Raw genomic sequence first — 21333 nt, forward strand, 5'->3', positions numbered from 1 at the left:
TCTAGATATTTGAGGGATTGAAAACATGAGTGACTGGATCAAATGGCTCCTGCTGGGGCTTCTGTCCATAGCGTTCGGCATCTTTGTGCTGGGCGCGCCAATTGTGGCGTCTGTGGCCGTTACGGTCGTGACAGGAGCGTTGCTTCTGATCTCGGGCGCCTTGCAGGTTGTCGGCGGTTTCACCGTTGAAGGCACCGGCAACAAGATCCTGTCGCTCATCATGGGTGCAGTCATGCTGTTTCTGGGCTGGTCCTTTCTGGATCACCCGCTGCAAGGCACGCTGACGCTGGCGACCGTGATGCTGATCCTGTTCATGGCAGGCGGCATCGCGCGGGTCATTCTGTCGTTCCAGATGAAAGGAACACAGTTTTTCTGGCCCACGATGATCTCGGGCATCTTGTCGATCATCCTTGCCGGTATCATCTGGAGCTATGTCGGGCAGGAGCCACAGGCATTGCTGAGTATACTGGGGATCTTCCTGGGCATCGAGATGCTGTTCAACGGGTTCGGATTGGTCTTCATGGCGTTCTTCGTCAAGAACGCACCCAAAGACGAAACAAAAGAAGCTTAAACGCGGGACACGGGCGCGGCCCTCTCTCGCAGGAGTGTGAACATGGAAAAGTTTGAAAAAGTCCACGGGGTGGCCGCCCCAATGCCATTGATCAATATCGACACGGATATGATCATTCCCAAAGTGCACCTGAAAACCATCAAACGGTCCGGCCTGGGCGTCGTTCTGTTTGACGAAATGCGCTACCATGATCATGGCGGCGAAAACGAAGATTTCGTTCTGAACAAACCCGCCTATCGCCAGACCGAGATTCTGGTCGCTGGCGATAATTTCGGCTGCGGCTCTTCCCGCGAACACGCGCCCTGGGCGATCAAGGATTTCGGCATCAAGGTTGTGATCTCGACCAGCTTTGCCGACATCTTCTTTAACAACTGCTTCAAGAACGGCATCCTGCCCATCGTGGTCGAGGAAGAGCATCACGCGATTCTGATGGAAGACGCGCACAAGGGTGAAAACGCCCGCATGACCGTTCATCTGGAAGATCAGCAGATCACCACTTCGGACGGAGTGGTGATCGAATTCGACATCGACCCGCACCGCAAGCACTGCTTGCTGAACGGTCTGGACGATATTGGCCTGACAATGGAAAAAGACCACCACATCGACAAATTCGAAGATCACGCCAGTCAAGCCCGTCCCTGGGTCTGATTCTGGGGGCGAATCTGTGGATACTCAACCTAACGGGGTCGCCTAGGCGGCCCCTTTCTCATTCTTGGGGTTGATTTTTGAACAACCACAACATCTTGGTCTCATTTTGAGATACACGTCGGATTTGCGTCCAAATTGATGCAATCCCGCACCAGTTGCGCCATCTTTTTGCCCGAAATCACGTGTTTTCTGCACCCTGTCTTGAGCGAAATGCCGCTTATCGTCCATCTTGGCGCTAACGAGGCATCCGTCGCAAAGACGAGAGGAGACGGGCACAAGTTGGATTCAAGTCGGCAAAGATCGGCTGGTCTGGTTTGAAAAAGGGTTCGGAATGTGATTGCACGCACAACAGGGGCGGCGATACGCGGAGTACTTGTGGCACTGATGGTGCTGACTCCCGCGTTGTACCTGCCTGTATCATCGACGAATGGGACCGAGATTCTGGTCTTCCTCGCGATCCTCGCGTTCATACTGACGTTCGCCGAGTATAACTCGGCCTTTCCCAGCTTTATCGAATTCCGCGATGCGCCGCCGGTAAACCGACTCCGGTTTGTTGGCCTGATGTCGATGGTCACGTTCCTTACACTGATCTGCAAAAACATTTTTGATCCAACCGAACTGACAGCATTCGCTTATGGCGTCGGTGTTGCGGTCGCCAATGTGGTGGACTTCCCTTATTCACCGGTGCGCTTGATCGTGCTAATGCTGCCAGCGGATGCCAGCCAGTCGCTGATCGAACTGGTCCGGGTTACAGCCGGCGTAGCTTATGTCGCGGCTCTGGTGACCATCGCCAGCTTTGCATATGCGGTCAAAGTTCGTGGATGGCCAACCGGTAATGGGGCCTTCAACGTGTGGACGAACCTTCCACTGTTTGACCCCACCATAGGCGGAGATGTCGTTACCCGACTGCAACGAGATGGCCGCCTGAACATCTGTATCGGCATTCTGCTGCCCTTCCTCATTCCGGCCGTCATCAAACTGATGAGCAGCGTGATCGCCCCTATATCTCTGAACAATCCCCAGACACTGATCTGGACGATGAGCGCTTGGGCTTTCCTGCCCGCCAGCATGATCATGCGCGGTGTCGCAACCCTGCGTATCGCGGGTCTGATCGTTGAAAAGCGCCGTGCTTATTCAACAAGCGAGACAACACAGGCCGCATGATCCGCGCACTTGTCCTGTTTCTGTTGCCGTTCGCGGCGCAGGCAGAAGTCGTGCGCATCGCCACCTACAATACCGAACTTAGCCGAAAAGGCCCCGCGCTTTTGCTGCGGGACATTGGCAGGGATGACCCGCAGGTTCTTGCGGTTGTCAGTGTAATTTCAGCTGCACGACCTGACATTATCGCCCTACAAGGTATCGACTGGGATCTGGAAGGGGCCGCGATCCAAGCCTTGTCCCAGAAACTGCGCAATGCTGGTGTAGATTATGGCTACTTCTATGCTGCGCGGCCCAACGCTGGCTTGGAAACACCGCTGGATCTGGACGGCGACGGTCGCACACAAGGCCCCGGTGACGCGCAGGGTTGGGGCCAATTCACCGGACAGGGCGGGCTGGCGATTCTATCCCGTTATGAAATCGTAACCGACGAGGTTTTGGATTTCTCTGAACTGCTTTGGCAAGATCTTCCGGGCGCGGTTTTACCCTTTGTGGATGACCACCCCTTCCCGTCTGAAACAGCGCACAAAACGCAACGCCTGTCTTCAACCGCGCATTGGGTGGTGCCCATTGATACCCCGTTTGGGCGGCTCGACCTGATGACCTTTCACGCGGCGCCCCCGGTTTTCGATGGGCCAGAAGATCGCAACGGTCTGCGCAATAGGGATGAGATTCGGTTCTGGTCCGTCCTGCTGAACGGCGATTTGGGACCGGTTCCCAAAGATCCCTTCGTCATCGCCGGGGATGCCAATCTGGACCCGTCGCGCGGCGAGGGCCACAAACAGGCCATTCACACCCTTTTGGAAAATCCCGTTGTACAGGACCCATTGCCAACAGATCCAACAGGGTCAACCGCAACGGTCGACTGGAAAGCCACGGGTGAAATGCGCGTTGATTTTGTTTTGCCGTCCTGCGACCTGCGTGTCTTGGATTCAGGCGTTCTATGGCCCAAGGAAGATGCACCGCTGCGGGAGTACGCGGATCAAGCAAGCAGGCACCGGTTGGTCTGGGTCGACGTCACACTGCCGTAAGACACGGCCCGAGATATTTTAAGCAAACGACGCCAATTTGAGTTTCATTGACGGAACCACTCGTATGCGTTTCACTGCTTAAGAACTTTCATACCTGCCTGCGCACACTGACTGGCGGAGCCGATAAAAACAGGTTCCGCTCAGAAGTAGATATTGGAGGAACCTCGTGGCTAAGAATCCTGTACTGATCGACGACCATCCTGGACGCAACTCTCAGGCTTATGGCATTGCGCGCGAGCTTGGCACGGACGAGGATTTGATCCATGCGCCCTCTGTTGGGGTTGTGGGCACAAAAGGCGACAGCCAGTGCTATCTTGGCGTGCAGCCCAAAGTCGAAGCAATACATGCAGCACTGCGAGACCAGATTGGCAAAGACGCAGGCAAGATCGCCATGCGTCTTGTTCAGCCCGAATACTCTATCGCGACATCTGATGGCATCCGTAATGGAACGCGCGAAATGCGCTATTCACTCATCGGGCGCGAAGTGACCAACGACGTGTTTTCCGAACATCTCTCAGCCTCCGGCTTGGGGGGCACAATTGCCGTGGTGGCATGTGACAAGCCACCGGTTGGTACGCTGGCTGCTTTGCTTGAACACAACCAGCCTGCGATCATGATGTCCGATGGGTCCATTCATCCTTCGAAAGACCCGGAAACCGGCGAAATGCTGGACATCATCGCCGCCTATCAAGTCGCCGGGAGCGAGGACGCAGCATACCGCAAACGCATCGCCTGCCTTGCCTGCCCCGGCATCGGATCGTGCGGCGGGATTTTCACCTACAATACGATGCAGACCTTTATCGGCGTTGTGGGCATGCAGCCATTGCATATGGTGGCACCGCCTTCGGACGACCCGCGCCGCATGGCAGAGTTTCCGTCGCAGTTGGTAGGCTACCTTGCCAAGTTGATTGAAAACGGCACGCGACCCCGCGACATCGTCGGGCGCGACTCACTGCGCAACGCGTTGACTGTTGCGATGGCAATCGGCGGCTCGACCAACGTGGTTCTGCACGCGCCCGAGATCGCACGTGCAGCAGGTTACGCGAATTTCTGGAAAGACATTGTCACGCCAGAAGAGTTCAATGAATGGTCTCAAAAAATTGTTCCGGTCCTGACAGACGCACGACCCTACGGCCGCTATTCGATGGTGGACATCGACAGGGTCGGCGGTGTGCAGGTGATCGTCAAGGAACTGATCGACGCTGGCATGGTCAATGGCGACGCGCCGACGTGCACTGGCGAAACTCTGGCGGAACAGGTCGAACGTCTGGGCGCTGCCGCACCGGACGGCACGGTGATCTATCCTGTGTCAGCACCCTTTAAAGAAACGGGTGGCCTGCGCCTTCTGGGCGGTAATCTGTCACCGGAATTCAGCGCCATTTTGAAGCTTGCAGGTGTCGAGCGCGGACTTGAGGACAACGTGTTCCGAGGTAAAGCGAGGGTGTTCGAGGGCGAAGCCCGCCTGCTTGAGATGCTCGACACCAACCCAATGGGATTTGAAGACAATGATATGATCATTGTGCGATACGAAGGGCCGTCAGGCGCGCCGGGCATGCCCGAGATGCTGGACGCTACAGCACGGATCACGACCCTGTGCCGCGAACGGGGGATCACGGTGGCTCTGATGACCGACGCGCGTTTTTCGGGCGGATCGGTCGGGCTGGTCATTGGGCATGTCGGGCCAGAAGCGGCACTGGGCGGACCTATTGCTCTGGTCGAAGACGGCGACGAGATCATTGCCGATCTGAATTTGAACGAGCTGAACGCGCCGGTTTTGGACGACCCGAATGTAGTTGCTGAACGCAAGGCGCGCTGGGAAGCCGAGGTGGCTGGAAACGGCGGCGTCCATCCAAATTGCGGTACAGCGGATACCCGCCTTTTGCACCGGATGCGGTCATCTGCCGTGCCCGCTGTGCGCGGTGGCGGTATGCACCCGGACCGTGAGCTGTGGGTCAACACGCCTCGTGAGCCACAGCTCTCAGGGTTTTTGCCGACAAACAGGTCGAGGTCATAAAACCTCGGGCGACGCGATGGTTGATCCTTCTGGGGTGTTGGCTCACCCGTTGAAGGATCGGATCCAATAATCATGGAAACTGTTCGTAGCGGCATCCGCCGCTCCGCCACAGCCAATTGGACTGGCAGCGCGAGGTCTGGCGCGCTCTTGAGCCGCGTACCTCTCACCGTCCAAAGTAAACGCGACGAAGGTCAGTTGTTGGCAGCTTTCAACAGACCGCCGCCGACGGACCGGGTCGCGGGCGGTGGGGCTACAAGCTGCGTTGGAATCGCAGAACACAGGGCAACATCCAAATCAGTCTGCGGCACCGCGCCCAGCAACTCGGTAAGGTGCGTGCCGTCCAACTGATGAGGCACCTGCCAAAGATACCGCATCTCAACCAGGTGCGGGGCCATACGCCAAAATGGTCGAGCCAAATGCAAGGGCCACCACTGCATTGGCTTCACAGCTATTGACCGTCCTGTGGCCCGCGACAGCGCGCGTGCAATCTGTGATCCGGTCAAGGTGTAACCTTCGAATGGGACATCGCAAAACCGGGGCAACTCATGACGCTTTTCGGCCAACAGCACGGCGGCATGGGCAAGATCGGGCAGATAGGCCCATGCATGCGGGATGTCAGGGTTGCCGGGGTAGACTAGCCGTCCTTTGGCAAGATGTTTTATCATGACCTGATCAAACCAGTTGCCCGAGGCACATGTGTCAATGAAATCCCCGGCACGCAGAATGATGGTACGCGCGGTCGAGCGGCGATAGGCTTCCTCCATCTCTATTCTGACACGACCCAAAGGGTTGCGCGCCTTGTGCGGTGTTCCACCATACCAAGGACCCGGTGCTTCAGGTCCAAAGACATAGACGTTTCCCGGCACCAAAACGGTTGCCCCGGTCTCCTCTGCCACCTTAATCACCTGTTGGTGCAGCCCCGGCACGAGACGCGCCCAATCGGGGTAGGATGGATTCCAGCCATTGACGATAACGTCCACTCCGCGCGCAGCCTGTTCCAACGTATCGCGCGTTCGGTCAAAGCTGTGCACGGTCCACCCCACATTGCGAAACGCCAACGCGGCGTTGCGACCAAATCGGCCTGTGGCCCCCAGAATAAGTACAGATTGTGGCATGGCTCCCTCCTGTTGGGGCAGAGATTACCTTAAGGAAAGCAATAGGGAATTGCCCCAAATTGCAGATCATGTATTCATTTTTGAATGGACAAAGCCCTTACACATGCCGACTGGTCCCTGATTCAAAGCTTTCTGGCGGTGGCCGAAACCGGATCCCTTTCTGCCGCAGCCCGACAGCTGGAGCGCAGCCAGCCCACATTGGGACGACAGATTCAAACCCTGGAAGCCGAGCTGGAGGTTTCTCTTTTCGAACGACACGCAAGAGGGCTAAAGCTAAGCGATGTGGGTCATCAATTGCTGCCAATGGCGCAACAGATGCACACGGCAATGAACGCCTTCAGCATGACGGCAGCTGGTCAGTCGCAGCAGTTGGACGGAACGGTGCGCATTACCGCGTCGGTCTTTGCATCGAACCACATCCTACCGCCGATACTGGCCCATATCCGGCAACAGGAACCTGCGATTCAGCTGGAACTGGTTGCCACGGACGCCACCGAAAACCTGCTGTTCCGAGAAGCCGATATTGCCGTGCGCATGTACCGCCCCGAGCAGATGGACATTCTGACCCGACATCTGGGTGAGATCTCGTTATGTTTTTGCGCCGCCAAAAGCTATTTGGATCGCGCAGGTCGCCCGACCTCGCCTGAAGAAGTGTTCCAGCATGATCTGGTGGGGTTTGATGCGGATGACCGCATCATTGCTTCGATGCAGGAAAGGGGTTGGAACGTTGGGCGCGATGCCTTTGCCACCCGATGCGACCACCAGACCGTGTATTGGGAATTGATCCGGGCAGGCTGCGGACTGGGATTCAGTCAGATTCAGGTGGCCGAGGCCGATCCTCTGGTCGAAATTCTGGATATTGGGGTCGAGATCAAGAAAATGCCGGTGTGGCTGGCCGCGCCGCAAGCCATGCGCCAGACCCCGCGTATTCGCAGGGTCTGGGATCTTTTGGCCGAAGGACTCAAAGCCAGTCTTTGAAGGTCAAAGCGGCCCTGTATAAGTCCCGCGCGCAGGGTAGTTGTTGCCCAGTGTGAACTTCAGACCACCCGCAATATCCGCCATGGAAGGGCGCCCAAACGGTGTGGTTTGCTGCCACGCGTAATAGAGCGTCTGATCGGGTGCGATATAGAAATGACCGGGCTCTGCGAAAAGGTCCGGCTCGGCGCTGCCCTCGCGCTTGGTCGAGATGTTCAGACCCCAATCCTCGCGCGCGGCGGCCAATGGCAGGCTGTGACCCACGCGCAGTCGTTTTGCCCCGGCTTTCTCGGCTGTTTCGGCGGCACGTTCGGCGGTATCGGTTGTGATCATGATGACCTCGACGCCCAGCGCCGCAAAATCGTCCAGCGCCGCCTCGACCTCGGTCATCTGCTTGATGCAGATCGGGCAATGAAGCCCGCGATATTGAATCACCAGAGTCCCGTTTTCGCCCTTGTCCGCCTCAAGATCGAAGCGGCCATGCGCCACGGTTTCGATTTTCAGCGCCGGAACCGGGTTTCCAGGTGTCAGCATGTGTTTTCCTCGTGTTTTGACGGGTTCGTCTCATTGACCCGATGCACCGCAGACGCTAGGGCCTGTGCAACAAAACGCAAGGAGACCCTTCATGTCCAACCCCTCGCTCCTCATCCTGCCCGGAGACGGAATTGGCCCGGAAGTTATGGCCGAAGTGCGCAGAATCATCGATTGGTTCAGCACCAATCGCGGTCTTCAATTTGAAGTGAGCGAGGATCTGGTCGGCGGTGCCGCCTATGACGCCCACGGCAAGCCGCTGTCTGATGAGACGATGGCCAAAGCGCAAGAGGTGGACGCGGTTCTGCTGGGCGCTGTTGGCGGCCCGAAATACGACGATCTGGATTTCAGCCTCAAGCCCGAGCGCGGGTTGCTGCGCTTGCGCAAGGAGATGGACCTGTATTCGAACCTGCGCCCGGCCCAGTGCTTTGACGCGCTGGCCGATTTCTCGTCGCTGAAGAAGGATATCGTTGCCGGTCTGGATATCATGATCGTGCGCGAGCTGACCTCGGGCGTCTATTTCGGCGAGCCGCGCGGCATCTTTGAGGAAGGCAATGAACGCGTCGGCATCAACACTCAGCGTTACACCGAATCCGAGATTGAACGCGCCGCACGCTCGGCCTTTGAACTGGCCATGCGCCGGAACAAAAAGCTGTGCTCAATGGAAAAAGCCAACGTCATGGAATCCGGGATCCTGTGGCGTGAAGTCGTAAATCGTGTCGCCGCCGACTACCCCGAGGTTGAGCTGAGCCATATGTACGCCGACAACGGCGCCATGCAGCTGGTACGCGCACCCAAGCAGTTCGACGTTATCCTGACCGACAACCTGTTTGGTGACATCCTGTCCGACTGCGCCGCGATGCTAACGGGCTCTCTGGGCATGTTGCCTTCAGCCTCGCTGGGCGCTCCGATGGCCAATGGCCGCCCGAAGGCAATGTACGAACCGGTGCACGGCTCGGCCCCGGATATTGCGGGTGAAGGCAAAGCCAACCCGATCGCCTGTATCCTCAGCTTTGCCATGGCGCTGCGGTACAGCTTTGATCAGGGTGAAGAAGCAGACCGCCTTGAAGCCGCAATCGAGAAAGTTCTGGCTGATGGTGTCCGCACCGGCGACCTGCTGGCGGATGAAGGCGTCACACCGGTGTCTACCACCGAAATGGGTGACGCGATCCTGGCAGCTTTGGATGCCAGCGTCTAAACCACGCAAGAAACGAACGACAAAAGGCGGTGCCCGGTGCACCGCCTTTTTTGTTAGTTGCCGCCGAATATGTTTCTCAGCAGGTTATTGATATCCTCGGCAAAGCCGCCTCCCCTGCGCCGGGGCTGTGGTTGCGCAACCTGAACTGGTGGTTCCGGTGCCATCATCGGCAAAGGTGTGGGCGTCATCCCTTCGGTGACACGCAGCATGGTCTCTTTCCAGATTTCAGCAGGCAGCCCGCCCCCGGTTACGCCAGACAATGGTGTGTTGTCGTCATACCCCATCCAAACGCCGGTTACATAATCAGCCGTAAAGCCGATGAACCACGCATCCCGCGCGGCCTGTGTTGTTCCGGTCTTGCCTGCCACCTGCCAACCCGGAAGCTTGGCACGCCCGCCGGTGCCTTCGGACACCACACGCTCCATCATCCAGGTCAGCTGTTTGGCGGCAGCGTCGTTGATGACCCGCTCACCAATACCGGTCGTTGTGACCATGACAGGCGTGTCATCACCCAAGAGCTTCAGTTCGGTCAGGCCATAAGGCTCTACTGCCGACCCACCGTTCAGAATACCGGCATACGCTCCGGTCATCTCGATCAACGTGCTTTCCGACGCGCCCAGCGCCAAGGCCGGACCCTGCGCCAGATCGCTGGCAATACCAAAGCCGCTTGCGACGGTGCGGACGTTATCCAAACCCGAAATCTCGGCTACTTTCACTGCCGGAATGTTTAAAGAGTTCATCAGCGCATCTGCCAACGTCACCTGCCCATAAAACTTGTTGGTGTAGTTCTTGGGGCACCATTGACCTGAACCGGGAATGTTCACGCAATAAGGTTCATCAATCACGGTATCCAAAGGTGAATACCCAAGCTCCAGCGCGGTGGCATAGACGAACGGTTTGAAAGACGATCCTGTCTGACGCAACGCCTGTGTCGCCCGGTTAAACGCACCTGAAACCCGCGTCTTGCGTCCACCAACCATGCCGCGCACTGCACCGTCCGCAGACATCACGACAATCGCGGCCTGCGCCTCGGACCCTTCGCGCACCTTTTCCTGAAAGATGAACTTCAGCGCTTCTTCAGCGGAGGTTTGGATACGCTGATCCAGAGTGGTTCGGATCACTACATCCTCGGTGGTGTTGCGCGTAAAGAACTCGGGCCCGCTTGCCATGACCCAGTCCGCGAAATAGCCGCCCGCGCGCGCAGCGGCAGCTTCTGAAAGCTCGGCCGGTCTGGTGCGTGCTTCGCTGGCTTGTGCTGCGGTCAAATAGCCCTGGTCCTCCATTAGACCGATCACAAGCCGTGCCCGGTCCTGAGATCGTTGCAGGTTATTCGTCGGTGCATAACGCGTGGGAGCAACCAGCAAACCGGCCAGCATCGCGGCCTCAGCAGGGGAAACTTCGGCTGCGGATTTGCCAAAGTACCGCTGGCTGGCCGCTTCGAACCCGCGCGCGCCTGCACCCAAGAAGGCCCGGTTCAGGTAGATCGTCAGAACCTCGTCCTTGGAGTATTTGACCTCCATCGCCATGGCGTAAACGGCTTCCTTGGCTTTACGCCAAAGCGAGCCCTGGCGGCAATCGGCCTCGTAAGCAGCTTCAGATTCCCATTCAGACGGATCATAAGGCTCTCCAAGACACAGCAACTTGGCTGTCTGTTGGGTGATGGTTGACCCGCCATGGCCTGACAACGGCCCGCGCCCTTCGCTTAGGTTGATGCGTACGGCACTGGCCACACCGCGCGGGCTGACACCGAAATGGCGATAGAATCGCTTGTCCTCGGTCGCGATCACCGCGTTCTTCAGATGGGGCGAGACTGTATCCGCTGTTATCACCCCGCCAAACTGATCCCCGCGCCAGGCAAAAACCTTGCCATCGCGATCCAGCAAGGTCACTGACCCGCGCGCGCGCCCGTCCAACAAGGCATCCACGTCGGGCAGAGTTGTATAGACGATGCCGACCGCCAAGGCGATCAGCGCGACTACTATTGCCCCCACACGCCAAGTCAAACCCCAGATTAGCCTCCAGATCCAGCGGAAGAGACGACGGAAGAACCCACCTCCGTTTCCACCCGATCTTTTGCGTTTGGTCTTTCGCGTTGTTTTGCGGGTGGTGGTCTTGCGCGCAGTCGATTTCTTACCCGACGGGCGCTTGGGCGCCGACGGTTTACGCCCTTTGGACGGGTATCTTTTGTCCGCAACCAATCGCGGCTTCTGGCGCTTGGACTCAGTCATGCTCAAACTCTGCCCGTTGTTCTTTTGCGCCACCATACCCCGGCGACCCGTCTATGTAGAGGTCCGAATTTCCGGAATTTCCCCTCATTAATTTGCCTGTTTTTTAGTCATCTTGCATGTTTTGTGCAAAAATTGTGCAACATCGCGCCATTTTGCTGCGCAATTACGACCCGTCACCGTTTCTTACACCACTCTCTCACGCTTTTTTTCTGCAGGTGCAAACAAACCGGTCCCGCCGGACAATCAGAGGGGAAAGACGTGAAACTGATCATTGCGACAATCAAGCCGTTCAAGCTGGAGGAGGTGCGCGAGGCACTGACCCAAGCTGGCGTCCGCGGCATGATGGTGACCGAAATCAAGGGCTTCGGCTCACAGTCCGGTCACACCGAAATCTACCGTGGGGCCGAATACGCCGTGAACTTTGTGCCCAAGATCAAGCTCGAGATCGTGGTGCCGGCAACAATGGCCGACCAGATCGTCGAGACCATCACCAACACCGCCAAAACCGGGAAAATCGGTGACGGCAAGATTTTCGTCCTCGATGTCGAGCAGGCCCTGCGCGTACGAACCGGGGAAACCAACGAGGAAGCGCTGTAAGCGCGGCCACTCCACACTCATTCGAGGAAGTAAAATGAACCTGATGAAATCTCTCATCCCTGCCGCTGCGCTTGTCGTGCTGCCGCAGATGGGTCTGGCGCAAGAAGCCGCTGAAGGCGAGGCTGCGCTGCACACCCAGTATATCTTTACCACTCTGCTGTTCCTGATGGCGGGCTTTCTGGTTTTCTTCATGGCTGCAGGCTTTGCCATGCTGGAAGGCGGCCTGGTGCGGTCCAAGAACGTCGCCATGCAGATGATCAAGAACATAGCGCTGTTTTCCATTGCCGCGATCATGTACTGGCTGGTTGGCTTCAACACAATGTATCCGGGCGACTTCAATGGTTTCTTTGCCATTGGCGGCCCAACCGTGCTTGATCCGGTTGGCGTTGACCCTGCTCAGGCAGCTCTGGACTACGCCTCGATCGGCTCGGACTTCTTCTTCCAGCTGGTCTTTGTAGCGGCAACCGCGTCGATCGTGTCGGGTGCCGTGGCTGAACGTATCAAGCTGTGGCCCTTCCTGATCTTCGTCGTCGTGCTGACCGGTATCCTGTACCCGATCTCGGGGTCGTGGAAATGGGGCGGCGGCTGGCTGGACGCCATGGGCTTTTCCGACTTCGCCGGTTCGACCGTTGTACACTCGGTCGGTGGCTGGGCCGCTCTGGCTGGCTGTCTGATCCTTGGGCCACGCATCGGCAAGTACAAGGACGGCAAAGTTCACCCGATGCCCGGTTCAAATCTGGCGCTGGCGACCTTGGGTACCTTCATCCTGTGGCTGGGTTGGTTCGGTTTCAACGGCGGCTCGCAGCTGGCGATGGGCACCGTGGGTGACGTAACCGACGTGTCGCGCATCTTTGCCAACACCAACATGGCCGCCGCATCCGGTGCTGTCGCAGCCCTGATCATGACACAGGTCCTGTACAAAAAGCCTGACCTGACCATGGTGCTGAACGGCGCGCTGGCCGGTCTGGTGTCGATCACCGCTGAACCTCTGGCCCCGACCCTGTTCGGCGCGCTTTGGATCGGTGCTGTGGGCGGTATCATCGTAGTCTTCGCGGTTCCGATGCTGGACAAGTTCAAGATCGACGACGTTGTCGGCGCGATCCCGGTTCACCTGTTCGCAGGCATCTGGGGCACCATCGCGGTGATCTTCTACGGAGAAGCCAGCCTGATCACCCAGTTGACCGGTATCGTGGCTTACGGTGTCTTCACCTTCGTCGCCGCTCTGATCCTGTGGTCGATCCTGAAAGCCACCGTTGGCATTCGCGTCAGCGAAGAAGACGAGATCAATGGTCTGGACATGGCGGAACTGGGTATGGAAGCCTATCCTGAGTTCTCGAAGGGCTAAGACTTATTAAATAAACTAAAAAAACCCGGGCGTTCGCGCCCGGGTTTTCTTTTTTTTGGAATGTTACTGAGATCAAACGCCGACGTCGATAATCGCCTTCGCCAGAATTGGCACCGTTGTCGCGTTTAGGCCAGCGATGTTCAGGCGGCTGTCGCCTACCATGTAGATACCGTGATCGGCGCGCAGTTTTTCGACCAATTCCGGTGCCGCTCCCAAGCGTGAGAACATGCCCCGGTGCTGGGCGATGAAACCGAAACGGTCGGACCCGCTCAGGCGTTGCAGTTCGTCTGCCAATTGCTGGCGCAGACCCAGCATGGACAAACGGATCTCTTCCAGCTCGGTGGCCCAGTCAGCCCGCAACGCGTCATCCATCAGGATCGTCGTCACCACCCGTGCGCCATGATCCGGCGGGAAGGAGTAGTTCTGACGGTTCAGAAACGCCAGCGTCCCCTGATTCAGGGCGGTTTGGCCTGCATCGGCACTGATGGCCATCAGCAAACCAGTGCGTTCACGGTAGACACCGAAGTTCTTCGAGCAAGACGCAGCAATCAGGCATTGTTTGACCGAAGACGCAACCAAACGCGCCGCTTGTGCGTCTTCTTCCAGCCCGTCACCAAAGCCTTGATAGGCAATGTCAATCATCGCCACGAGGCCAAGTTCGTTGATCAGGTTCACAACATCTTGCCATTGCACCATGTTCAGGTTGGCACCGGTCGGGTTGTGACAGCAGCCATGCAACAGAACCACGTCACCCGCTTTGGCGGTTTTCAGGTCGGCCATCATCCCGTCGAAATCAACGCCACGGGTTTCGCCATCGAAATACCGGTATTGAACAGTCTCCATCCCCAGATAGTTCAGGATCGACAGGTGGTTTGGCCAGGTCGGGTTCGACACGAACACACGCGCCGAAGGGTTCGCCATACGGATCATCTCGAACGCCTGACGGCAGGCACCCGTGCCGCCGGGTGTCGCCACAGCGGCAATGTTGGCACGCGGAACCGAGGTGCCCAGAATCAGCCCGATCATCACATCGGCATAGGCCGGATCCCCTGCAAGGCCGGTATAGGCTTTGGTTTCCTGTTCTTCCAAAATGCGCTGCTCAGCAGCTTTCACCGCACGCATTACCGGGGTCACGCCCTCGGCATTCTTGTAGACGCCAACACCCAGATCAATCTTCTGATCACGCGGGTCTTCGCGGTACATCTGCATCAAGGCCAGAATCTTGTCGGCAGGCTGCGGCTTGAGGTTCTCGAACATCAGTTCTCTCCGGTTGAGACGGGCAGGGTTGGGAAGGCACCCCATTCAGCCCAGGAGCCGTCATAAAGCGAGTGGTCTTTCTTGCCCATACGTTCAAGCGCAAGGCTCAGAATCGCAGCCGTGACGCCCGATCCGCACGAGGTAATCGCAGGTTTGGACAGATCGACGCCAGCGGCCTCGAAAATGGCACGGCAGTCTTCGGGCGATTTCATTGTGCTATCTGTATTGAGCAACTGGCCGAACGGGACATTGCGGGACCCGGGGATATGGCCCGAACGCAATCCTTCGCGCGGCTCGGCTTCCGCGCCGGTAAACCGACCGGCAGAGCGGGCATCGATGATCTCATGATCGGCCAGTTTGGCTGCAGCGGAAACCTGCGTGACGTCCCGGACAAGCTGGTTTTGAACGCGCACCGTCATGTGACGATCACGGATGACCGGCGGCAGATCCTCGATCTCGCGACCTTCGGCTTGCCACTTGGGCAATCCACCATCCAGAACCGCGATGTTGTCCTGACCCATCAGACGGAACAACCACCAGACACGTGCTGCTGACATCAGCCCAGCGCCGTCATAGACGACAACCTGATGACCATCGCCCACGCCCATCGCCCGCAGGCGCGACATGAATTTCTCGACCGGAGGAGCCATATGCGGCAGCTCTGATCGGTGATCCGAGATTTCGTCAATATCGAAGAACCGCGCTCCGGGGATGTGGCCGGCATCGTATTCGGCTTTGGCATCGCGGTTCTGCGCAGGCAGATACCAAGACCCATCCAGAATCCGCAGATCCGGGTCTTTCATATGCGCGGCCAACCATTCAGTCGAAACGAGGGTTTTTGGATCGTCCTGCATCAAAGCCTCCCCTAAGCGAGCTTGGATTTTCCCTATACCCCGCGTCTTTTAGGTTCAAGTCTGGATAGCGCTAGCGCCTGATACCCGCTTGATTTATCGCGCCCGGCGCAGACGGAAGTGCTGAATGATGCCGATGATACTGATCAATATCCAAAACCCTTCGATCAGCATCGAGGCCAGATTGAAATTCTCAAGCAGGGAACAGACGATCAGCAGCGACCCAAGCAGGTTGACGACCGGAAAGGCCAGATCGTCAGAGTTCATCATCCGCATTTGCGTCGCGAAATAGGCTGCAACCACAATAAGGGCTCCGAACGAGCCGATGGCGTCAACGATGGTGAGGCTGTCGAAAAATGCGGTCATGACTCTGTCTTGGTCGTCTGTGAATACTCGGTGTGTTGCGCGTAATGGTGCATGTTTAGAAAAATTGCCCCCTGCGGACCCGCGCGATAGCCATGCGGCAGATCAGCGGCAAATCGCAAGCCCTGCCCTGCTTGCAAGGGTACCCAATTTCCGTCGCGCAATATGTCGAGGGACCCATCAAGAACAAAAACTTCTTCCGTCACGCCCGTTGCGTGCGCCGGTGACTCGTGACTTTGGTTCGGGGTCAGACTGACGTGAAACGTCTCGGCCCTCAGCGCAGGATCGAAAGGGAAGACGATCTTGACTTCGATACTGCCGGGAAAGGTGACGGTCTGAAAAACCGACGGATCGCCCTTGGCCGTATCGATCAACGCACTCAGCGGCACCTGAAAGCCTTTGGCGATCTTCCACAGCGTGGCGATTGTCGGGCTGGATTCGCCACGCTCGATCTGACCCAGCATGGCTTTGCTGACGCCGGTCAGCTCAGCCGCTTTTGACAGGCTCAGACCTGATGCCGACCGCACATCTCGCAGCCTTAGGGTAATGTCATCAGCATCCATTTCTGCGCCCCGCGAATCCTCTTGTACGTTATAACGCACATGTGCTACGTGCGCTATAACGTACGAACCCAAAGACATGCAACCCGAGGAAATAGGGAAAACAGCATCATGCCATTGTACCGATCCAGAACCTCTACCCATGGCCGCAACATGGCCGGTGCCCGCGGATTGTGGCGTGCCACAGGCATGGGCGATGATGACTTCGGCAAGCCGATCATCGCAATCGTCAACTCGTTCACACAGTTTGTGCCCGGCCACGTGCACCTGAAAGATCTGGGACAGATGGTGGCGCGCGAGGTCGAAGCCGCAGGTGGTGTTGCAAAAGAATTCAACACCATCGCGGTGGATGACGGCATCGCCATGGGCCACGATGGAATGCTGTACTCGCTGCCCTCGCGTGAGGTGATCGCGGATTCAGTGGAATACATGGTCAACGCGCATTGCGCTGACGCGATGGTCTGCATTTCGAACTGTGACAAGATCACTCCGGGGATGTTGATGGCCGCCATGCGACTGAACATTCCGGCGATCTTTGTGTCTGGCGGTCCAATGGAGGCGGGCAAGATCGACATCGCCGATCTGGATGCCAAGAAAATCGATCTTGTGGACGCAATGGTCGCCGCCGCGGATGACAAATTCACCGACGAGCAGGTTCAGCACATCGAAGAAAACGCCTGCCCGACCTGTGGGTCGTGCTCGGGGATGTTCACTGCCAACTCGATGAACTGTCTGGCCGAAGCGCTGGGTCTGGCCTTGCCGGGCAACGGTTCGACACTGGCTACACATGCCGACCGCAAAGAGCTGTTTCTGGAAGCGGGTCGCCGCATCGTTGAGATCACCAAACGGCACTATGATCTGGACGAAAAAGGCTTCCTGCCGCGTGAGATCGCAACCTTTGACGCGTTCGAGAACGCCATGAGCCTCGACATTGCCATGGGTGGGTCGACCAATACCGTTCTGCATCTTCTGGCCATCGCGCATGAGGGCGAGGTGGATTTCACCATGACCCACATGGACCGCCTTAGCCGTCGCGTACCGTGCCTGTGCAAGGTCGCGCCGAATACCGAGAACGTTCATATGGAAGACGTCCACCGCGCTGGCGGCATCTTCTCGATCCTTGGCGAACTCAGCCGCGCGGGTTTGCTGCATGAAGATTGCAGCACGGTGCATTCGGCCACGATGGGCGAGGCGATTGCCAACTGGGACATCAAGATCGCCAACAACCCCAAGGCGCAAGAGCTGTTCAAAGCAGCACCCGGTGGTGTACGCACAACGCAGGCATTCAGCCAGTCGAACCGATACAAAGAACTGGATACTGACCGCGAAGGCGGCGTGATCCGGTCGAAGGATCACGCTTTCAGCCAGGATGGTGGCCTTGCGGTTCTGTTCGGAAACATCGCCCGCGACGGCTGTATCGTGAAAACGGCTGGCGTTGATGAAAACATCCTGAAGTTTACCGGCTCTGCCTATGTCTGCGAAAGCCAGGATCAGGCCGTCAGTGATATCCTGACCGGCAAGGTGAAAGAGGGCGACGTGGTTGTCATCCGTTACGAAGGACCGCGTGGCGGTCCGGGGATGCAAGAAATGCTCTACCCGACCTCGTATCTGAAATCCAAAGGTCTGGGCAAAGCCTGCGCCCTTCTCACTGATGGACGTTTCTCGGGCGGTACTTCGGGCCTTTCAATTGGCCACGTCTCACCCGAGGCGGCCGAGGGTGGTGAAATCGGACTGGTCAAGAACGGCGATACAATTGAGATCGACATCCCCAACCGCTCGATCCATCTGGCCGTGTCTGATGAAGAACTGGCTGAGCGCCGCCAGGAGCAAGACGCCAAAGGCTGGGAACCTGCCGCGCCGCGCAAACGTAAGGTCTCTACGACACTGAAAGCCTATGCCAAGCTGACCACCAGCGCGGCAAAAGGGGCTGTGCGCCAGCTTTAATTTGGTAACGGCCAGCCTTTTCAGCTGGCCGTTAACCGACCCTTCCAAGTCTTACCTTTGGAAATATTTCGCCAGAAACTGTGATTGAGAGCGAGCCGCTCTCAATCACCCAGTTTGGCGTGAATTTCATCCAGATCGATTTCGCCGATCGGCATCTTGTTGGCCGGGTTTTCGAAATCGTATTTGAACAGCTCAAAATCCTGTTTGTAGATTTCATAGACCAGATGCATCGACAGATCGTCGAAGTAATCCTCGACCGGATGGGCGCGTTTGGGGCCGTGGCCTTCGGATTCGTTGAACCGCGGGATCTCGGACAATGATACTGGGTACTTCAATTCGACATGATCCAGAACACCCTGCATCCCGTCGTTGAACGCTTCGGTCCAGAAAATCCTGTCGTAACGCCCGCCATTCACGATGAAGGTCGATACATGACCCGACATGGCTGACCAGTGAATGTCCGGGTCCATCGGACGCCGCCAGCGGATCGTGTCACGCGCAAACAGCAGGAACCGGCGGAAGCTGGCGATTTGATCGAAAGCGCCCTTACCGTCATCTCCGCCAACTTCGATCCCGTAGTTGTAGATCAGCGTCGGCACCAGATTGCCCCGGTATCGCTTGCCGTTGCGTTGGATGCCGCAGATCTTGTCAAAGAAAGAACTTAGGATGCGGGTATAGGGGTTGCGCACGCAGGTGAATGAATATGAGGCGTGGCTGCGCACGTTGGAGGTGATCAGGCCCTGACTCTGGTCAAAAGCCCATTTGTGCATACCGTCCTTGGCATCGTGGATGTCGCCATCAAAAAACTGACCGTGATCCGAATAATACATGATCTGGCCAATGGTCGAGCACGCGCATTTGGGCACCACACGGTACACCATGCTTTCACTCTCGGTCATCCAGGTACCGGGAAACCCCATCTGCTGCGCCTCCTTCGCTGGTCAGGTCTCGATCCGATACGCCAGCGTTTGGTAATAAAGAACCAAAATTATTCTGTTTATTCAATCGCGCATCCTCAGTATCACGGTTGAAACCGGGCAGAAACGGAAATTACCTGATCTCAATGGCAAAGATCGCCTACATATTGCTGTGCCATAAGGACCCCGAGGCCATCATCGCGCAGGCCGAACAGCTGACTGCTGCGGGCGATTGCATGGCGATCCACTTTGATGCACGCGCCAATACTGCTGCGTATGACCAGATCCGTAGCGCGCTGCGCGAAAACCCCAATGTGACCTTCGCTGCAAAGCGCATCAAATGCGGATGGGGAGAGTGGTCACTGGTGCACGCCACGCTGAACGCCTTGAAGGCAGCGGTCGAGGCATTCCCCCGCGCCACGCATTTCTACATGCTGTCTGGCGATTGCATGGCCATCAAAACCGCCGAATATACCCACCGTTTTCTGGACGATCGCGACAAGGATTTCATCGAAAGCCACGATTTCTTTGAAAGCAACTGGATCAAGACCGGCATGAAAGAAGACCGTCTGATCTATCGCCATCATTTCAATGAACGCACGCAGCCCAAACTGTTTTACTCCGCCTACGAGATGCAGAAACGTTTTGGTCTGACCCGGGGTATTCCCGAAGACCTGCAGATTATGATCGGCAGCCAATGGTGGTGCCTGCGCCGCCGCACCGTTGAGAAGATCCTGGACTTTTTGCGCCAGCGAAGAGACGTGATCCGGTTTTTCTCAACCACCTGGATCCCGGACGAGACCTTCTTTCAGACATTGGTCCGCCATCTGATACCGAAGGGTGAGATCGAAAACCGCACACCAACTTTCCTGATGTTTTCAGATTATGGAATGCCGGTCACTTTCTACAACGATCACTATGACATGCTTTTGGGTCAGGACTATCTGTTTGCCCGAAAGATCAGCCCCGAAGCACACGAGCTTAAAGATCGCCTGGGGTCGCTTTATGCCAGTGAAGGTATTGAGTTTCCGGTCTCGAATGAAGGGCGCAACCTGTTTGCGTTTCTGACCGGACGCGGGCGTATTGGCCGCCGATTTGGGCAACGTTTCTGGGAAGCCGGTCGCGCGTTGGGCCCCGAGCGCGAGCTTTTCGTCATCGTCTGCAAGAAATGGCACGTCGCCAAGCGACTGGTCGATCAGATCGCATCCGAAACCAATATCCCCTGTGTCGAGTACCTTTTCAACGAAGAAGAGACACAGATGCCCGATCTGGGCGGGATAGAAACGAGCCTTGCAAAACGCTCGCGCCACAGACGGGCCGTGGTGAGAATGTTGTTTGACAGTTTAGGGTCGGATCAACTGGTTCTGTGCCTCGACCCTGCCAATCTTGACGTGCTTGAGGATTTCTGCGGCGATCAGGCCAAAACCCATGTGCTCGAGATCGAATGCGAGTATTCGGACGACTATCTGATCGGCCATGCGCGCCGGGTCGGGCTGGCCGGAGAAAACAGCCCTGCAGAAAACGTGGCACAACTGGTGCCAACGCTGCGCAATGATCTGAACTATGAATCACAACAAATCCGGGCGGCCGGGCTTGAGAATTATCTGCGCCTGCGTGAAACGGCCTCGCGCAGCGAAAACGAGGCTGTCATCGCCGGGTTTCTTGGTGTGAGTCAGGAAAAGGCCAGCGCCGTAATGCGACTAGACTATCTGTTCCTCGATTAAGCGAAACTCCGGCCTGGAATCCGAATGACAACTGGCCCTCAGGATGGCGCGCGGCAAGCGCCGCTTCAACCTGCTTTCGCCCCATGGACCCGCAACCCATCCGTCAAGTTCACTGTATTCGTGATTTTTGTCTAAAAATCGGATACTGTGCGGCCAATTAGGCCGATTTGTTTATACTTTTTTCATCAACAGATCAGTCTCGACCAGTGAAAAGACGCAGAACAGGACGATCTTTGGTGCATAAAGACCAATGCCTGTCCGGGAAACACACAGACATTCTGCTGGTCCAAAATTGAAATTTGAAAC

Annotated in this window: 19 protein-coding genes; 11 read left to right on the plus strand and 8 right to left on the minus strand. The window is 57.0% G+C overall.

What is annotated here, in order from left to right; genetic code table 11:
- Nucleotides 1-25: 25 nt before the first annotated feature.
- From ACR3EH_RS10300 to ACR3EH_RS10320, 5 genes are all read left to right on the plus strand, one after another.
- On the plus strand, nucleotides 26-571 hold the full coding sequence (locus tag ACR3EH_RS10300; protein ID WP_171188177.1) for an HdeD family acid-resistance protein: 546 nt from the start codon (nucleotides 26-28) through the stop codon (nucleotides 569-571).
- Nucleotides 572-613: 42 nt separating this feature from the next.
- Entirely contained in the window at nucleotides 614-1219 is a 606-nt protein-coding gene (gene leuD / locus ACR3EH_RS10305; protein WP_170674438.1) for a 3-isopropylmalate dehydratase small subunit, read from the plus strand.
- Nucleotides 1220-1552: 333 nt separating this feature from the next.
- Nucleotides 1553-2383, plus strand: coding sequence for a hypothetical protein (locus tag ACR3EH_RS10310; protein WP_171188178.1), 831 nt, complete (start codon nucleotides 1553-1555; stop codon nucleotides 2381-2383).
- Nucleotides 2380-3408, plus strand: a complete 1029-nt coding sequence (locus ACR3EH_RS10315; protein ID WP_171676401.1) for an endonuclease/exonuclease/phosphatase family protein — start codon at nucleotides 2380-2382, stop codon at nucleotides 3406-3408. Before ACR3EH_RS10310 ends, ACR3EH_RS10315 begins: the two co-directional genes overlap by 4 nt.
- 166 nt (nucleotides 3409-3574) lie before the next feature.
- Entirely contained in the window at nucleotides 3575-5422 is a 1848-nt protein-coding gene (locus ACR3EH_RS10320) for a dihydroxy-acid dehydratase domain-containing protein (protein ID WP_371808461.1), read from the plus strand.
- Between the two features lie 191 nt (nucleotides 5423-5613).
- Here ACR3EH_RS10320 and ACR3EH_RS10325 read toward each other — a convergent pair whose 3' ends face one another.
- Entirely contained in the window at nucleotides 5614-6537 is a 924-nt protein-coding gene (locus ACR3EH_RS10325) for a Rossmann-fold NAD(P)-binding domain-containing protein (protein ID WP_171676400.1), read from the minus strand.
- 84 nt (nucleotides 6538-6621) lie between these two features.
- Between ACR3EH_RS10325 and ACR3EH_RS10330 the strand changes: the two genes are divergently transcribed.
- Nucleotides 6622-7515, plus strand: coding sequence for a LysR family transcriptional regulator (locus tag ACR3EH_RS10330; protein ID WP_171188184.1), 894 nt, complete (start codon nucleotides 6622-6624; stop codon nucleotides 7513-7515).
- Between the two features lie 3 nt (nucleotides 7516-7518).
- Here ACR3EH_RS10330 and ACR3EH_RS10335 read toward each other — a convergent pair whose 3' ends face one another.
- Nucleotides 7519-8046: a redoxin domain-containing protein gene (locus ACR3EH_RS10335; protein WP_171188186.1), complete on the minus strand. Its 528-nt coding sequence runs from the start codon at nucleotides 8044-8046 to the stop codon at nucleotides 7519-7521.
- A 91-nt stretch (nucleotides 8047-8137) separates the two neighbouring features.
- On the opposite strand from ACR3EH_RS10335, the gene leuB reads away from it, so the two are divergent.
- Nucleotides 8138-9241, plus strand: a complete 1104-nt coding sequence (gene leuB / locus ACR3EH_RS10340; protein ID WP_171188188.1) for a 3-isopropylmalate dehydrogenase — start codon at nucleotides 8138-8140, stop codon at nucleotides 9239-9241.
- A gap of 53 nt (nucleotides 9242-9294) precedes the next feature.
- Here leuB and ACR3EH_RS10345 read toward each other — a convergent pair whose 3' ends face one another.
- Nucleotides 9295-11469 (minus strand): transglycosylase domain-containing protein, encoded by a 2175-nt coding sequence (locus ACR3EH_RS10345; protein WP_171648548.1) that lies wholly within the window; start codon nucleotides 11467-11469, stop codon nucleotides 9295-9297.
- 258 nt (nucleotides 11470-11727) lie between these two features.
- Between ACR3EH_RS10345 and ACR3EH_RS10350 the strand changes: the two genes are divergently transcribed.
- Nucleotides 11728-12066, plus strand: coding sequence for a P-II family nitrogen regulator (locus ACR3EH_RS10350; protein WP_170537262.1), 339 nt, complete (start codon nucleotides 11728-11730; stop codon nucleotides 12064-12066).
- A gap of 34 nt (nucleotides 12067-12100) precedes the next feature.
- Entirely contained in the window at nucleotides 12101-13411 is a 1311-nt protein-coding gene (locus tag ACR3EH_RS10355) for an ammonium transporter (protein ID WP_171188191.1), read from the plus strand.
- A 72-nt stretch (nucleotides 13412-13483) separates the two neighbouring features.
- On the opposite strand, the gene ACR3EH_RS10360 is transcribed toward ACR3EH_RS10355, so the two are convergent.
- The 4 genes from ACR3EH_RS10360 to ACR3EH_RS10375 all read right to left on the minus strand — a co-directional run bounded on the left by ACR3EH_RS10360 (nucleotide 13484) and on the right by ACR3EH_RS10375 (nucleotide 16445).
- Nucleotides 13484-14668, minus strand: coding sequence for an amino acid aminotransferase (locus ACR3EH_RS10360; RefSeq protein ID WP_171188193.1), 1185 nt, complete (start codon nucleotides 14666-14668; stop codon nucleotides 13484-13486).
- Nucleotides 14668-15522, minus strand: a complete 855-nt coding sequence (sseA, locus tag ACR3EH_RS10365; protein WP_171676398.1) for a 3-mercaptopyruvate sulfurtransferase — start codon at nucleotides 15520-15522, stop codon at nucleotides 14668-14670. Before sseA ends, ACR3EH_RS10360 begins: the two co-directional genes overlap by 1 nt.
- A gap of 93 nt (nucleotides 15523-15615) precedes the next feature.
- The gene (locus tag ACR3EH_RS10370; protein ID WP_171676396.1) at nucleotides 15616-15885 is read right to left on the minus strand and encodes a CBU_0592 family membrane protein; all 270 of its coding nucleotides are present in this window, start codon (nucleotides 15883-15885) and stop codon (nucleotides 15616-15618) included.
- Nucleotides 15882-16445, minus strand: a complete 564-nt coding sequence (locus ACR3EH_RS10375; protein WP_171188199.1) for a helix-turn-helix domain-containing protein — start codon at nucleotides 16443-16445, stop codon at nucleotides 15882-15884. Before ACR3EH_RS10375 ends, ACR3EH_RS10370 begins: the two co-directional genes overlap by 4 nt.
- Before the next feature lie 108 nt (nucleotides 16446-16553).
- Here ACR3EH_RS10375 and ilvD point away from each other — a divergent pair, with 108 nt between their 5' ends.
- Nucleotides 16554-18386, plus strand: coding sequence for a dihydroxy-acid dehydratase (ilvD, locus tag ACR3EH_RS10380; RefSeq protein WP_171188201.1), 1833 nt, complete (start codon nucleotides 16554-16556; stop codon nucleotides 18384-18386).
- 101 nt (nucleotides 18387-18487) lie between these two features.
- Here ilvD and ACR3EH_RS10385 read toward each other — a convergent pair whose 3' ends face one another.
- Nucleotides 18488-19306: a sulfotransferase family protein gene (locus ACR3EH_RS10385; protein WP_171188203.1), complete on the minus strand. Its 819-nt coding sequence runs from the start codon at nucleotides 19304-19306 to the stop codon at nucleotides 18488-18490.
- Between the two features lie 143 nt (nucleotides 19307-19449).
- Between ACR3EH_RS10385 and ACR3EH_RS10390 the strand changes: the two genes are divergently transcribed.
- A complete protein-coding gene (locus ACR3EH_RS10390; RefSeq protein ID WP_171188204.1) occupies nucleotides 19450-21027 on the plus strand; it encodes a DUF5928 domain-containing protein in 1578 nt (525 codons plus the stop codon).
- Nucleotides 21028-21333: the final 306 nt, after the last annotated feature.

It is taken from the genome of Ruegeria sp. BG7, assembly GCF_056535685.1.